Consider the following 13902-nt stretch of genomic DNA (forward strand, 5'->3'; position numbering starts at 1 on the left):
ATTCAGTCCAGACAATGCGTCTATGAGCTCCGAGCCCTGGGACACCCTGAACGACCCGACCGCGGAGTCGCTGTGGTGGTCGACCGACAACATGGGCGAGGCCGCGCCCGGTGTGCTGTCCCCGCTGGGCTGGTCGGTGTGGGGGCACGTCGGTGAGCGGGCCGCGCGCGAGGCGCTGTACCGCGCCGGAGCGCTGACCGCTGCGGAGCGGGCCGCGCCGGCGGACGTGCACGACCGGATCGTGCGCGTCTTCTGCGGCCGCATGGCGATGCAGGTGCAGTTCCTCGCCACCGTCGGCAACCGCATGCCCGGGACGTCGGGGCAGCAGGTCGCCGAACAGATCTTCGGCCGCGTTCCCGACGACCTCGACTACACCGCGACGCGGAGCCGGTACCCCGCGGTGGCGGGAAAGCTCCCCGCCGTCGCGGTCGCGACGCCGGCCCAGGTGCGGCGGCTCGCGACCGAGGCCGACGCGTGGTGGGCGCATCAGACGACGGCGGCGTCGAGCTGGGACCGCGGCGAGGCCGTCGTCGGTCTGCGGACGGGCATGCAGTGGTTCGGCCGCACGCTGACGTTGCACACGCTCTGCCTGATGACGTGCGTCTCGCCGGTGTACGACCTGCTGGCGGCGCTGGTCCGCCGGGTGGGGGCGGGTGACGTCGGGGCGCTGTCCGGCTCCGGCGGGGCGGAGATGGCGGTGGTGTCGGATCTCTGGCGGGCGTCGCGTAACGAGCTGACGCTGGATCAGGTCACTGCCCGGCACGGCTTTCACGGCCCGGCGGAGGGCGAGATCTCGTCCCGGGTGTGGCGGGAGGACTGCAGCCCGCTCGTCGCGCTGGTCTCCCGGTACGCGGACGAGCCGGAGTCGGCGTCCCCGGCGCACCTGGAGCGGCGCCGGGTGGAGGAGGAGCGCGCCGCCCGCGCGGAGGTGCTGGCGGCGGTGCCGCGGTGGCAGCGTCCCGGTGTCGCCGCGGTGCTCGACCTGGCCGCGAAGCGGATCCCGATGCGGGGCGTCGGCAAGCGCTCGTTCCTGCAGGGTCTCGACGGCACCCGCGCCGCCGCCCGGCGGCTGGGGGAGCTGTTGGCGAAGGAAGGGCTGCTGGGCGACCCCGACGACGCCTTCTACCTGACGTGGCGTGAGTTGATGCTGGGCCCGCCGCCGGAGGCGAAGGAGCTGGTGTCGCTGCGTCGCGCCCGCCGCGAGGAGTACCAGCAGCTGATCCTGCCGGGCAGCTGGAAGGGCACCCCGGTCCCGATCCCGGCCTCCGACACCGCGGCCGACGTCGTGAACGGCATCGGCGCCAGTGCCGGCGTGGTCGAGGGCCGGGTGCGCGTGCTGCTGACGCCGGACTTCGACGCCGTCGAGCCCGACGAGATTCTCGTGTCCCCGACGACCGACCCCTCGTGGTCCTCGGTGATGTTCCTGTCCTCCGCGCTGGTCGTCGACATCGGCAGCGCGCTCTCCCACGCCGCCGTCGTCGCCCGGGAGCTCGGCCTCCCCTGCGTCGTCAACACCCGCACCGGCACCCGCGACCTCCGCACCGGCGACCTCGTCCGCGTCGACGGCTCCGCCGGCACCGTCACCGTCCTCGCCCGCGCCTGACCCCCCGCCCCGCCCCGCCGCCCTCGTTGTGTGCTCATTACTGAGTGGAGCGGTGCCTGTAATGCGCGGGCGACCAGATTTCGCCCCGCGGGAGGACCAAATCTGGCACTGCGCGTATTACAGAGGCCCGGTGCCCGTCCCGTACGAGAACACCTACGCCTGGTTCCTCCGGATGGAGGACGGTCTCGTCGCCGCCGGCACCGCGTTCTCCGACGCCCACGCCTTCGACGCCCTCTGGACCCGGCTCCAGCTCTGAGGTTGGCCAGCCGTCGCCCCAGCGAGCGACAGGGTTGCAACGAAAGAGGCGACCTGGCGGTCGTAACCGCGTCGGGTGTTGCAACGGGGTCGCTGGGTGGGGGATCAGTCGTGGGGAAGTAGGCCGAGGCGCCGGAGAACGAGGTTCGGCCAATTCGTGTCCCGGTCCCGATAAGCCCGGCACGAGCCGGGGCAGGCGATGACCGCGTGACGTGCGACGACGGTGTGGCGCTTGCCGTCGACGGTGTACACGGCGCGGATTCCGTTGAGGGCACCGATCTCACTGTTGGTCAGTCGGAAGCCGGCGACGAGCGCGACTGGGGCTTCCTGATTCCAACCGCGCGGGACATAGGTGGTCGCCGTCGCGGGAATCGTGGCGCCCACCGGATATGTCGCCTTCGCCCTCGGCGGGAAAGCGGGACCGACACCGATGTTGGCGGAGCCCTCACGTGGGAAGGCGGCCACAGCTCCGACGAACTCGACGTTGTTCGACGTCAGTGGCTCAACTTCGAGCAACGTGACGGTCTTGCCCGGAGCCTCGACGTACTCGAACGCGACGTGGAACTGCTGGCGTTTGTCCATCCCCACGCCGACGTAACTGACCTCAGGATTCCGCGGGCCGAAGGCCTCTGCCCGCGTGTGCGACCAGGCCCAGGACGAACCCGCCACGAGCAGCGCCGCGGTGAACAACGCGACGACGATCCAGCCGAGCCGACGGTTCAGCCACGTCGGCGCGTCCCACTGATAGTCGTAGTACACCGTCACCCCCCCTGGTTCGACGACGTGAGTCGTGATCAGCCGGAGCGGACGAGTCCGAGCTCATCGAGCGTGGGTGTGTAGACGAGGTCCTGCTCATTGTCGTCCACGCAGTGTTCGCGCTCGAAGCAGGCGAGGGCCGCAACGCGGAAGACCTTGCGGACGATGGAATCTCCGTCGCGGTAGACGACCTCGATGCCGTTGACCGCTCCGATGTCGCCGGACACGAGTCGGAACCCGGCCACCAGACGCACCGAATGGGTGAGGCCGTTCTCGTCATGAAAGTCCGTGATGTGGGCAGGGATGCGCTCCGTCACGGGGTGACTGACCTTCACCTGCGGGCGCGGGAATCCGCGGCCGGGGACCTGCCAGTTCCCGTAGACGTCCTGGTTCGGCCAGATCGCGCGGGCACCGATGTACTGCACGTTGGCAGTGGTGAGGGGCGTGACGCTGATGATGGAGATCTCGCGGTCGGTCTCGTCGAGGTACAACGCGCTTGAGCTGAACTCCGGAGCAGCTCGGCTCACGATGACCGGGTCGAAGCGCCATTCCGGTTCGATGCCGAGGTGAACGTCTGTGTCCCGGGTGAGCCAGAGCGTCGTCCCGACGGTGGCCGCCACGAGGACGAGAAGTGCGCTGACCCCTGAGACCCACCCGAGCCAGCGGTCGGTCCAAGCCCGGACCGGATCCTCGGCAACGACGTTGTCGACCGCCGGCTCCGGCATGCCGATGAGCGTGTTCATGTGATCCCCCCGGATCGACGTGGTGACGTTGTCAGTTGCCGTCGGGCAACAACCCGAACTGGCGAAGGACTCGCTTGTTGTAGTCGGATTCGTTCTCGCCGCCGGCCGGCTCGCAGAGCGCCGTCTTCGTGCACACGATCAGGGCGTAGCGGAAGATGCGTTCCCGCTTCTTGCCGTCGGCCTTGTAGACGACTCGGACGCCGTTGACCGCGCCGAGCTCACCGGAGGTCAGGCGGAAGCCGAGCGCCAGCGACAGCGGCTGCGGGTCTGACGTACCGGGCAGCGGCTCCAGGTCGGTCTCCGTGGACGGGATGACCTCGGTCAGCGGGTGATGCTGTTTGATTTCCGGGGCCGGATATCCGGGGCCGACTGATAGTGCGTTGAACGCGTGGTCGCGCGGCCAGACATTGACTCCGCCGATGTAATCCACATTCGGCGAAGTAAGGGCTTCGACCTCAAGGACCTGCAGCTCGGCGCCGGGGTGCTCCAGATAGAGCGCGCTGAGGGTGAAGGCCCGCTCGCGTCCTTCGAGTTCCATGGTGTAGCCCGCCTCCGGCCTTGCCGGGCCGAAATCGGGTGTCTCCTCAATACCGGTCAGAGCCAGCCCACCGGCGAGGGCTCCGGCCAGCACGATGGCACCGATTCCTAGAGCGAGCCAACGACCGCGGCGGCTCTGCCGGTCGACCAGCGTCATGCCTCGAACCCTTGCACACGCTGCCCCTTCGAAAGCGGAAATTTCGTGTGGCCGCACCACTGGCCTTTATGCCTGCCGGCGAATTCGAAGGTGACCTTCACCTGTTCGTTGTAGCCGCTGACTGCGCGGCCGGTGAACGAGGCGCCGTCAAACGGCGTCAGCTTGAAAGCTCGTTCGTAGGTCGCGGCCTTAGCGTTCTCCGTCCACACCTTCCCATGTCCCAGGGTTGTCTTCCCGTCGTGAAGCTGGCAGTTCCACACCGGGTACTTCGACGGCGCGTCGGTGAAGCCGCCGGTCAACTCGACGGGATTGGTGACGTAGTAGTGGCGGTACTCGCCGACTCGGTCGCCCATGCAGACGCGTTCGAGGGTTTGGTGCTGAACCTCGACCAGGAAGTCGCGGGCAATCGTCTTGCCCTTCTTGGCTGTGTAGGACTCGAACTCGACTCCGCCGCCCGAGGTTCGCGTCCGCGACCCGTTGATCGCGAACTGGCCGTTACCGATGCCGACGCCGGTGCTCGTCGTGATGGTCGCGCCCGTGTTGAAGAGAACGGAGGCCTTCGTGTTGTTCCGGGCTACCGCCGTCGCGGCCGTCGTCCAGGCCTCGGTCAGAGCGAAGTTTTTCCAGTGGGTGCACGCCGGCCCGCCGGGAATGGGCTTGTCGGAAGTCCGAAGGTGAGAACCGCGTCGAGCGGCGTCTTCGACCCCTTCCCCGTGCGCGGGGTCGAAACTGAGATTCAGGGCGTTGGTGGCGGAGGAGCGGAGCTCGGAGGCCTGGCCGTCGACGCCGCGGACGAAGTCGTGGATCCAGGCCGTGCCGCGGTCGGACTTGAGTTGGGTCAGGTAGACGTAGTGACGGCCGCCGTGGAAGACGTCGAGCTCGACGTCGAGGCCGTCGCGGCCGGTGAGGGACGCCAGCAGCGGGGTGATGAGCGACCGCAGCTGGTACGAGCCGTCCTTGCCGGCGACGGTGCGGGCGACGGGGACGACGGAGAACGAGCCGCCGACCGGGAGCTTCGCGACGACGTCGTTCGAGGGCCACGCGGCCATCAGGACCTGCGCCCCGCCGAGGGCCTTGCCCGCGACGTCGGTCAGCCGGCCCTGCAGCATCAGCGGGTCCTGAAGGGCCCGGCTGTCGGTCAGGCCCGCGAACTCCGGGAACCGCAGCAACGCGGCGCCGGTGACGGCCGAAGACGCTTCCGCGGAAGCGTTCGCCGACAGGGCCGGTCCGGCGAGGACCAGAGCGAGCGAGGCGGTGACGGTGCTGACGACGGACTTGCGAGCACGCAGCTTCACAGCGGATCCCCCCGGATCTCACAACCACCGGCCCCCCGACCGGCGGAGCTGAAAGCTATCGGCGGGATGTCCGAATTGTCACGCTTCCTCAGCAACTTCTTGGGAAGTCGATCTTCGCTTCACTCGCCGCAGCCAGGCCTCACTCGCCCGGCCGAGCGAGTGAGGGCTGTTCCCAGCGAGTGAAGCGCGTCCCCGGGCGAGGCGCGTACTTACGGCTTGGTGGCGACGCCGGAGATCATCGGGCTGATGGGCATCCAGGCGGGGAGCTCGCGGAGCCGGTCGAGGGAGGTGAAGGTGAACCCCGCCTTCTCGACCGAGATGGCGGTGTCGCGGGTGAGGACGCAGCCGGCGGCGAGTTTGGTCCAGACCGGGCCGATGCGGTGCTGCCAGCGGTGCAGCCGGGCGTCGGGGGAAGCCTCGACGTGTTCGAGGACCACGAGGGTCCCGCCCGGGACGAGGACGCGATGGATCTCGGCCAGCGCGCGCTCCGGGTCCGCGACGGTGCACAGCACCAGCGTGCAGACCACCGCGTCGAAGGAGGCGTCGGGGAACGGGAGATCCTCCGCCGGGGCGTCGGAGACCTCGACCGGAACGGGGGCCGAGCCGAGCTTGGCGTTCATCTTCGCCCGCATCGCGCCGTCGGGTTCGGCGAGGACGACCCGGGCCGCCGCCTCGTAGTACGGGATGTTCACGCCCGTGCCCGCGCCGACGTCGAGCACACGGCCCGTCAGCGGGCCGAGCAGCGCGCGGCGCCGACGGCCGAGCACCTTCTTCTCGACGGAGGCGATGATGCTGTCGTAGGACGCGGCGAAGATCCGGTGCTCCTTCATGGGAGCCACCCTGCCGTCAGTGGACCGGACTCGCCAGCACCGCCTGCTCATTCGCCGGGACGTCGACCTCGTCGCCGGCCTCCGTGACCAGCCCACGGAAGCGCATCGGCAGGCCCGCGCCGAAGAAGATGCTGGGCGCGTCCATGACCTGAACGTGCAGGTGCGGCTCGCTGGAGTTGCCCGAATTCCCGCACTCGCCGATGTGCTGACCGGCCTGCACCGCGTCGCCCGGACGCACCGTCACCGACCCGCGGCGCAGGTGCGCGAGCGCCACGTACCGGCCCTCCCCGATGTCGATCACGACGTGGTTGCCGAGAATCCGCCCGGTCGCCTCCATCAGCGCGCCCTCGGCGGTCATCAGCAGGACGCCGGGCCAGGACGTCCGCGCCCCGTGGTCGCGCTGGGAGGTCTTCGCCCGCACCACGACCCCGTCGGCCGGGGCGAGCACCGGCGCCCCGAAACCCGGGTACTCCTCGGGCGGCCGCGTGTGCGGTCCGCGCCAGTGCAGGTCGAGCTTCCACTCGCCGGTCGGCCGGCTGATCAGGTCGACGGCGTAGGTCTGTCCGTACGCGTGCAGCCCGTGGCTCGGCACCTTGTCCGCGGGGCTGTTCACCGCGAACCAGCGACCGGTCACCGGAGCGTCCAGCAGCGTCGGCGTCGCGTGCACCCGCCCGCCGCGGAAGTACAGCGCCAGAGCGGCGAGCACCAACACGAGGCTGGTGAACCGCGGCAACGGGAGCCCCACAAGCGCGTCGAACAGCATCGCCACGATCGCGAACGCTGCGAGCGGGATGCGCAGCCGCGCGACGGCGACGCCCCACCGGGGGCCGGGGCGGAATCGCGTGGTCGTCGACATCCTTAACCCCTGACACACCGGGGCCGGATGCAAACACCTATTGCCGTGCGGCTCGCAACGCCTTCTTGTCGAGCTTCCCGACGGGGGTGCGCGGCAGGGCGTCGACGAACTCCACCGTGCGCGGGCACTTGTAGAGCGTCAGGCGGTCGCGGCAGTACGCCAGCAGGTCGTCGGCGCTCACCGGCGCAGTCGCGACGACGACCGCGTGCAGCGCCTCGCCCAGGTCCGGGTGCGGGACGCCGATGCACGCGACCTCGGCGACGGCCTCGTGGTCGAGCAGCACCTTCTCCGACTCGGCGGGGTAGATGTTCACGCCCCCGGAGACGACCATGTCCGACGCGCGGTCGGTGATCCAGACGTACCCTTCGTCGTCCATGACGCCGATCTCGCCGAGGGTGAACGGCTCACCGTCGCCGGTGCCCTGCCCGTCGACGTACCGCAGCCCGTGGCCGGGCGGCGCCCGGAAGAACAGGCGTCCCTCGGTGCCGGGCGGCACCGGCTTGTCGTCGTCGTCGAGGATGCTCGCCTCGAACGGCGGGATCGCGCGGCCCACCGAGCCCGGCCGCTCCATCCACTCGGCGGCGCTGATCATGCAGGTCGTCCCGACCTCGGACGCGCCGTACGACTCCCACAGCACGTCGGGCAGCCCCCGCGAGGCGAGCCACTCGATCGTCGCGCGCTTGTCCGGCTCCGGGAACTTCGCGCCGACCTGGAGCAGGAACTTCAGCGACGACAGGTCGTACCGGTCGCGCACCTCGGGCGGCAGCGCCATCACCCGCTGCAGGTGTGTGGGCACGACGATCGACGACCCGATGCGGTCGCGCTCGATCGTCGCGAGCAGGTTCTCGGCGTCGAACCGCCCGAGCACCGTGACGGGTGCCCCGCCGAGGAACAGGCGCGTGCCGGTGATCGGCCCCGAGTGGTACATCGGCCCGACGACGAGGTGCCGCCCGTGCGCGACCATCGAGTTCTGCGCGAGCCGCTCGAGGTGTTCGTCGATGTTCGCCCCGCCGACCCAGGACGTCAGCGGAAGCTCGACGCCCTTCGGGGTCCCGGTCGTCCCGGACGTGTAGACCATCGTCGGCCGGGGTTCCTGGGACGTCGGGGGCTCGGCGTCGCCCGCGAACGCCGATGCGTCGGCCAGGGAGATGACGCCGCTGACCGAGCCGCTCCCACCCACCACGGCGGGGACGCCCGCCAGCCGGGCGGCCGTCATCCCGCGCTCCGCGGTGACGTCGTCCACGATGAGCAGGTCGGCCTGACTGTGCGTCAGGATGTACGCGGTCTCCTCAGGCGTGAGATGGAAGTTCACCGCCACCGCCGAGCACCCGGCCAGGGTCGCGGCCGCGTAGTAGAGCAGGGTCCGCCCGCTGTTCTCGGCGTAGACCGCGACCCGCCGGGTCGGCCGGTACCGCGCGGAGAGCAGCCCGTTCACCATCGGCCGCAAAGCGGCGTCGGCCTGGGCCCAGGTCCAGTCCCCGTCGGGCGCCCGGAGAGCGATCTCGTCGGGGCGCTCCGCCGCGAGGCGGGCGGCGAACGTCATGCTTCCTTCCGCTCCCGCCAGGTCGCCATGTCGACGTAGTCGCGCACGGCGCGGATCTTCTCGCCCTCCAACTCGAAGACGCCGGCGACCTCGATCGGCACCTCACGGCCGGCGAAGGTGAAGCGGTCGACGCGCTCGGTCCAGACCCGGTCGCCGTCGACGGCATAGCCGACGATGTCCCACCGCACTGCCTCGGCCTCGACGAGGAGCTTGCCGAACATCGCGCCGATCGCCTCCCGTCCCTCCAGGGCCGGCAGCGGCATCGCGTAGGCGTAAGTCGCGTCGGCGGTGAAGTGGTCGAGGACTCCGTCGAGGTCCCGGCGCTCCAGCGCCGCCAGGAACCCGACGATCGCCGGGGGAAGGCTCGCGTACGTCATCAGTGCTGTGCTCCCGTCGCCAGGGCCGCGGCCTCCTCGCCCGCGATCCGGCCGACACCGGTCGCGAGGCCGAGCGAGTTGCCGCTGCCCATGTAGAGCGGCCCGAGCAGGCCGCCGACACATTCTCCGGCCGCGAACAGACCGGGCACCGGGCGCCCGTCCGCACCGACCACGCGCGCGCAGTCGTCGATGCGCAGCCCGGCCCCGGTGAGGTTGACCGCGATCGGGTACAGCGGCACCGCGTAGAACGGCGGAGTCCGCAGCGGCACGAGGAACTTGCCCGCCTTGCCGTAGTCGGCGTCGGTCCCCGCGTCGGCGAACGCGTTGTAGCGGTCGATCTCGCCGACGACCGCGGTCGGGTCCAGGCCGACCTCGACGGCGAGCGACGCGATGTCGTCGGCGACGAACGCGGTCTTCTGACCGAGCAGGAACTCGATCATCTCGGTCTTGTAGTGCCGCGGCTTGAACGGGGCGTGGTTCGGCCACACCTGCTTGTACGCGTCGCGGTAGCGGTCGGCGAGGTCGGCCGGCGGCTCGAGGGCCGCGGCGTCGAGGAACGCGACGCACCGGTTGCCGTGCGCGCGCACCGCGTTGTCGAGGATCCCGTAGGGCGCGGTCTCGTCGGCGAAGCGGTGGCCGTTCGGGTCGAGCAGGACGACCCACCCCGGCAGCAGGGCCTCGTTGACGAACGTGCCGCCCGGGCCGAGCGTCCGCAGCCCGCGGTCGTGGCCGGTGACCTGCGCGCCGAGCGCACCTGCGAGGTCGAGGGCGTCGCCGCGGGCCCCGTCGTGCCCGATGTACCAGGTGCGCTCGGGGTCCCACGCCGAGGGGAACAGCTCCGCGATCTTCTCCGGCGCGGCCCCGAACCCGCCGGTGGCGAGAACGACGGCGGCCGCGGTGATCTCGTCGTCCCCGACGGCGACGCCGACGACGCGGCCGTCCTCCACGAGCAGGCGGTCGACCCGCTGCCCGAGCGCGATGTCGATCTGACGGGCCGTCGCGGCGCGGTGGAGCGCGTCGATCAGCGCCTGCCCGCCGCCGTCGACGGCGTGCGACCGCGGTCGGCGCTCCTCGCCGCCGAAGATCAGCCGGTCGAAGAACGGGACGCCGTGCGCGGCGAGCCAGTCGATGGTCTCGCCCGACCGGCGCGCGAACTTGCGGACCGGTCCGGCGGCGATGTCCCACCGCATCAGCGAGCGGTAGTCGTGGAAGAGGTCGTCCTCCTCCTCGTAAATCTCGTTCGCGTGCTGCACACCGCTGCGGCTGCCCATCACGATGCCGCCCGAGAGGCGCGAGGAGCCGCCGACCTCCGGCGAACCCTCCGCGACCAGCACGCGGTGCGCGCCGTGCTCGACCGCGGCCAGCGCCGCGCACAGCCCGGCCGCGCCGGACCCCACCACGAGGACGTCGACGTCGGTCATCGGCTCTCTCCTGACTCCGGGCGGGCGGCGCCGCCGACGATCATCGTGCCCTGGGCCGTCGCGCAGTGCTCGCCGGTGCGGTCGCGGATAACGACCTCGACGAACTTGACGCGGCTCCCGCCGGGCAGCAGCGCCCCGCGCACGTCGAGCGGCGCGTGGGCCGGGCGGTGGAACTGGATGTGCAGGGACGCGGTGGCCGCGAGGTACCCCGGCGGGCACGCCATCGCGGTGAGCACGCCCATCACCTGGTCCGCGATCGCCGAGAGCATCCCGCCGTTGACCGAGCCGTTCGGGTTCGGGACGTACGGCACCGACGAGACCGTGAACTCCGCCGTGCCGTCCGCCGCCGCCGTGCACTCGATACCGAGACCGCGCAGCTGCGGCGTGCCGTTGGCCCACTCCGCCCACTCCGCGGAGGGCGCCTGCGGGCCGGGGCGGTTGTGCAGGTGCTCGAGCTCGGGCTCCAGCGGTTCCAGCGTCTGGTTGCTCATCAGCGACTTTCGAATCCGTAGGGGGAGAAGCGGCCGTCCAGAAACAGCTCGGTGTGGCCGCCGCCGGTCCAGGTCCGCCCGTCGGGGGCGGTGGTGACAACCTCCGAGACGTACTCCTTCCCGATCAGGCCCGGCTGCTTCGTGCCGTCGTACAGCTCGTGGTCGACGGGCTGGACGGAGAAGTCGAACTCGTCGAACTCCAGACTGACCCCGGGGCCGTGGTAGGTCCGCATCGACCCCCCGTCGCGCCAGCTGCCGGCCTGATACCCGATCGTCGACGTCACCCACGGCGGGCCGGCGGGCCGCACCGTCTGCACCCACTCGCCGCCGGCGGCGTCGGTGAGCACGATCCGCGCGCCGGAGATCAGGCGGGTGCCGGCGACGAAGGTGAGCTCGTGCCGGCCCGCGACCAGGTCGACGACCTCGTCGTCCCAGCCGACCGTGAACCGGCCCTCGAACGGGGTGCCGAAGGTGTCGTTCATCGGGACCTGCCGGCCGTCCGGGTCCTCGTGGATCGCGTAGAACCCGGACAGCGTGGTGCCGTCCTCGGCGGCCGCGCCGAACAGCGTCCAGAACCGGAGGGCGCGCGACACACCCTCCGCGGCGCGAGGCGGGAGCCACCGGCCGTCGGGGGCGAGCGGTGGCCGTTCGAAGTACAGGCCCCACGCGTGGTCGCGGCTGCCCCACCAGCGGCGAGGCTCGACCTCGATCCGCTCGTCGTCGACGGAGATCCAGCCCGCGACCGTGCCCGCCTGGACGTAGCGGGTCTGGTCGGTGGTCGGGCGGCCGCGGTTGGTCGCGAGATGGTGCGCCTCGGTGTAGGCGGGGGAGAGGCCGAGCCAGTGCAGTTCCATCGCCAGACCGGACGGGTTCTGATCCAGCGTCAGGACGATCTCGCGGTAGGGCTCGACGATGCGGAACTCGAACGGTCCGATCCGGGTGTCGCAGAGCTCGCGCCAGGTCCGCGAGAACCGCGCGGTGCGCTGCCGGCCGGCCCGGTTCAGGCCGACGTACCCGCCGACGAGGTCGGTGTTCGGGTTCACCCGCAGGCCGCAGAACAGGAACGTCTGCAGCTCGGCGCAGAACGCACCGAAGAAGTAGCCGTCGTCGAAGCCGGGGTCGGTGTTCGCCACCACCGAGAGTGGCCGGGTCGTCTGGTGGACCGGCAGTTCGTCGTAGGGCGAGAGCGGGACGCCCGACTGCGACACGTCCGCCATCAGTGCACCGTCACGATCCCGGCGGTGCCGTCGACGGTCAGCAGGGCGCCGTTGGGGATCCGTACCGACGCGTGCTGAACCCCGAGCACGCAGGGGATCCCGAGCTCACGGGACACGATCGCGGCGTGGGACATCGTCGAGCCGATGTCGACCACGACCGCCTCGGCCGAGGTGAACAACGGCGTCCAGCCGGGGTCGGTCATCGGGGCGACGAGGATCTCGCCCGGCTCCAGGTCGCGCGCGTCGGCGGGGTCGGAGATGATCCGCGCCCGGCCGGTCGCGACCCCGGGGCAGGCGGGCAGGCCGGTGAGCGCGTCACCCGAGCGCGCCGGCGCGACGTTCGGCTCCGAGCGCAACGGCCACGACGTCACCGGCGGGACCTCGCCCGCCATCACGATGTACGGCGGTTCCCGCTCGGAGAGCGCGGCGTGCCACTCCCAACGCTCGCGGATCGTCGGCACCGTCGACGCCGGATCGGCGACGAACGCGTCGAGCTCGTCCTCGCGCAGCATCGTGATGTCCTCCGGCCGCTGAAGCAGGTCGGCCGCGACGTACCGCTGCGCGAGCGCCCGCATCGGCAGACGCGCCTCGTGCAGCACGCGGATCAGGTTCGACTTCGACAGCTCCCGCGCCGGCATGAAGACCCCGGACAGGCGCAGCGCCAGGTCCAGGGAGCCGACGGCCTCGGGCTGGTCGGCGAGCTGGGCGCGCAGGTCCGCGGTCAGGGCCTCGCGCTCGGCGGCGAGCCGACGTGACTGGGCCTCCGGGTCGCGGTCGTCGGGCTGCAGGCGCATCCGCTCCAGGAGCCCGAGCGGGATCTGCGGGTGGGTCTCCCACGTCTGCGGCATCGCCTCCCACTCCATCGCGGAACGGGAGCCGAAGTCGTGGAGGAACTGGTCCCACCCGGCGCGGAACTCCGCCGCGGCGGGCTCGTCGAGCGCGGCGATGCGGTCGAGAACGCCGTCGAGTCCGGCGTCGAAGGCCGCGGTCAGCGCGGGGGAACCGGTGACCAGGCGGGAGAGCCGCCAGAGCGCCGCCGACGGCGCGGCCGAGGCGATGTTGCCGAGGCCGGTGAGCACGCGCGCGACCAGCGTCGGGTCGCCGAGCGGGGCGAGCGTCGTCTCGAGCAGGCCGGTGACCAGCGACCCCTCGTAGACCAGCATCAGGTGCGCGTAGAGGAACGGCTTGTACTGCTGCATCCGCTCCCGCTGGAGCGCGACGAGGTCGGCGTCCGACAGCGTCGTGTAGTCCGGCCGAGCGGCGCGGCTCCGCTCGGTCTCCGCGGCGAGCTCGACGAGGTCACCCCGGTGCTCGGTCGCGAAGACCCGGTTGACGGTCGCGAGGATCCGCTCGGTGTACTCGGGCTTCGCGTCGTCCGGGTGCGGCTCGTAGGGCGGGACGTCGGAGCGCTCGCCGAGGTAGGTGCGGTCCATCAGTTCCGGCGAGGCGCCGGGCATGCGGGCGCCGAACACCCGCAGGTTGGACAGGTTCAGGTACACGTAGCCGTGGAGCATCCCCTGGATGTCGATGGCGTCGTCGCGGAACTCGTCGAGGTCGAACGCGCCGAAGTCGGCGAGCACCCGCTTCCACACCTGCTCGGCGGGCGGGCCGCCGATCTGCGACCAGAACAGCGGCGTCGCGACCGAGGGCGTGACCTCGCCCGCGTTGGCGCGGGTGTAGACCGGGAACCGGGTGCTCAGGGGGCTGTCGACCACCCACGGCGGCGCGATGTCGACCACGGTTCCTCCCCGGGAAATTAGTCTAGGGATATATCATTGAGCACTCGTGCTTTTTCCGCCAGGCCCCGTCCCGAGATAGTGA

14 protein-coding genes are annotated in these 13902 nt (G+C 71.1%); 2 read left to right on the forward strand and 12 right to left on the reverse strand.

Features of this window, described 5'->3' with window-relative positions; all coding sequences use genetic code 11:
• Positions 1-22: 22 nt before the first annotated feature.
• Both ABD401_RS04420 and ABD401_RS04425 read left to right on the forward strand, forming a co-directional pair.
• Positions 23-1603: a PEP-utilizing enzyme gene (locus tag ABD401_RS04420; protein ID WP_344602014.1), complete on the forward strand. Its 1581-nt coding sequence runs from the start codon at positions 23-25 to the stop codon at positions 1601-1603.
• Between the two features lie 130 nt (positions 1604-1733).
• Positions 1734-1859, forward strand: coding sequence for a nuclear transport factor 2-like protein (locus ABD401_RS04425; RefSeq protein ID WP_344602016.1), 126 nt, complete (start codon positions 1734-1736; stop codon positions 1857-1859).
• Positions 1860-1963: 104 nt separating this feature from the next.
• On the opposite strand, the gene ABD401_RS04430 is transcribed toward ABD401_RS04425, so the two are convergent.
• The 12 genes from ABD401_RS04430 to ABD401_RS04485 form a co-directional block, all read right to left on the reverse strand.
• Entirely contained in the window at positions 1964-2623 is a 660-nt protein-coding gene (locus ABD401_RS04430; RefSeq protein WP_344602018.1) for a hypothetical protein, read from the reverse strand.
• A 29-nt stretch (positions 2624-2652) separates the two neighbouring features.
• Positions 2653-3357: a hypothetical protein gene (locus tag ABD401_RS04435; RefSeq protein ID WP_344602020.1), complete on the reverse strand. Its 705-nt coding sequence runs from the start codon at positions 3355-3357 to the stop codon at positions 2653-2655.
• A gap of 31 nt (positions 3358-3388) precedes the next feature.
• On the reverse strand, positions 3389-4051 hold the full coding sequence (locus ABD401_RS04440) for a hypothetical protein (protein WP_344602022.1): 663 nt from the start codon (positions 4049-4051) through the stop codon (positions 3389-3391).
• Positions 4048-5346 carry a peptidase associated/transthyretin-like domain-containing protein gene (locus tag ABD401_RS04445; protein ID WP_344602024.1) on the reverse strand — a complete coding sequence of 433 codons (1299 nt, stop codon included), beginning with the start codon at positions 5344-5346 and terminating at the stop codon, positions 4048-4050. The genes ABD401_RS04440 and ABD401_RS04445 overlap by 4 nt, the downstream gene beginning before the upstream one ends.
• Before the next feature lie 209 nt (positions 5347-5555).
• Positions 5556-6176, reverse strand: a complete 621-nt coding sequence (locus tag ABD401_RS04450) for a class I SAM-dependent methyltransferase (RefSeq protein ID WP_344602026.1) — start codon at positions 6174-6176, stop codon at positions 5556-5558.
• Between the two features lie 16 nt (positions 6177-6192).
• Positions 6193-7032 carry a M23 family metallopeptidase gene (locus ABD401_RS04455; protein ID WP_344602028.1) on the reverse strand — a complete coding sequence of 280 codons (840 nt, stop codon included), beginning with the start codon at positions 7030-7032 and terminating at the stop codon, positions 6193-6195.
• Between the two features lie 37 nt (positions 7033-7069).
• Positions 7070-8575: an AMP-binding protein gene (locus ABD401_RS04460; protein WP_344602030.1), complete on the reverse strand. Its 1506-nt coding sequence runs from the start codon at positions 8573-8575 to the stop codon at positions 7070-7072.
• Positions 8572-8952 (reverse strand): nuclear transport factor 2 family protein, encoded by a 381-nt coding sequence (locus ABD401_RS04465; protein ID WP_344602032.1) that lies wholly within the window; start codon positions 8950-8952, stop codon positions 8572-8574. Before ABD401_RS04465 ends, ABD401_RS04460 begins: the two co-directional genes overlap by 4 nt.
• Entirely contained in the window at positions 8952-10373 is a 1422-nt protein-coding gene (locus ABD401_RS04470; RefSeq protein ID WP_344602034.1) for an FAD-dependent oxidoreductase, read from the reverse strand. The genes ABD401_RS04465 and ABD401_RS04470 overlap by 1 nt, the downstream gene beginning before the upstream one ends.
• Positions 10370-10864: a PaaI family thioesterase gene (locus ABD401_RS04475; protein WP_344602036.1), complete on the reverse strand. Its 495-nt coding sequence runs from the start codon at positions 10862-10864 to the stop codon at positions 10370-10372. The genes ABD401_RS04470 and ABD401_RS04475 overlap by 4 nt, the downstream gene beginning before the upstream one ends.
• Positions 10864-12081: an Rv3169 family protein gene (locus tag ABD401_RS04480; RefSeq protein WP_344602038.1), complete on the reverse strand. Its 1218-nt coding sequence runs from the start codon at positions 12079-12081 to the stop codon at positions 10864-10866. The genes ABD401_RS04475 and ABD401_RS04480 overlap by 1 nt, the downstream gene beginning before the upstream one ends.
• A complete protein-coding gene (locus ABD401_RS04485) occupies positions 12081-13820 on the reverse strand; it encodes a PEP-utilizing enzyme (protein WP_344602040.1) in 1740 nt (579 codons plus the stop codon). The genes ABD401_RS04480 and ABD401_RS04485 overlap by 1 nt, the downstream gene beginning before the upstream one ends.
• Positions 13821-13902: the final 82 nt, after the last annotated feature.

Origin of the sequence: Sporichthya brevicatena (assembly GCF_039525035.1) — a bacterium.
GTDB classification, from domain to species: Bacteria; Actinomycetota; Actinomycetes; order Sporichthyales; family Sporichthyaceae; genus Sporichthya; species Sporichthya brevicatena.

Bases quoted from the DNA above. Each gene is read 5' to 3' on its own strand.
- ABD401_RS04450 (WP_344602026.1), bottom strand. From the start codon at position 6,176: ATGAAGGAGCACCGGATCTTCGCCGCGTCCTACGACAGCATCATCGCC.
- ABD401_RS04420 (WP_344602014.1), top strand. From the start codon at position 23: ATGAGCTCCGAGCCCTGGGACACCCTGAACGACCCGACCGCGGAGTCG.
- ABD401_RS04455 (WP_344602028.1), bottom strand. From the start codon at position 7,032: ATGTCGACGACCACGCGATTCCGCCCCGGCCCCCGGTGGGGCGTCGCC.
- ABD401_RS04475 (WP_344602036.1), bottom strand. From the start codon at position 10,864: ATGAGCAACCAGACGCTGGAACCGCTGGAGCCCGAGCTCGAGCACCTG.
- ABD401_RS04460 (WP_344602030.1), bottom strand. From the start codon at position 8,575: ATGACGTTCGCCGCCCGCCTCGCGGCGGAGCGCCCCGACGAGATCGCT.
- ABD401_RS04470 (WP_344602034.1), bottom strand. From the start codon at position 10,373: ATGACCGACGTCGACGTCCTCGTGGTGGGGTCCGGCGCGGCCGGGCTG.
- ABD401_RS04435 (WP_344602020.1), bottom strand. From the start codon at position 3,357: ATGAACACGCTCATCGGCATGCCGGAGCCGGCGGTCGACAACGTCGTT.
- ABD401_RS04480 (WP_344602038.1), bottom strand. From the start codon at position 12,081: ATGGCGGACGTGTCGCAGTCGGGCGTCCCGCTCTCGCCCTACGACGAA.
- ABD401_RS04440 (WP_344602022.1), bottom strand. From the start codon at position 4,051: ATGACGCTGGTCGACCGGCAGAGCCGCCGCGGTCGTTGGCTCGCTCTA.
- ABD401_RS04465 (WP_344602032.1), bottom strand. From the start codon at position 8,952: ATGACGTACGCGAGCCTTCCCCCGGCGATCGTCGGGTTCCTGGCGGCG.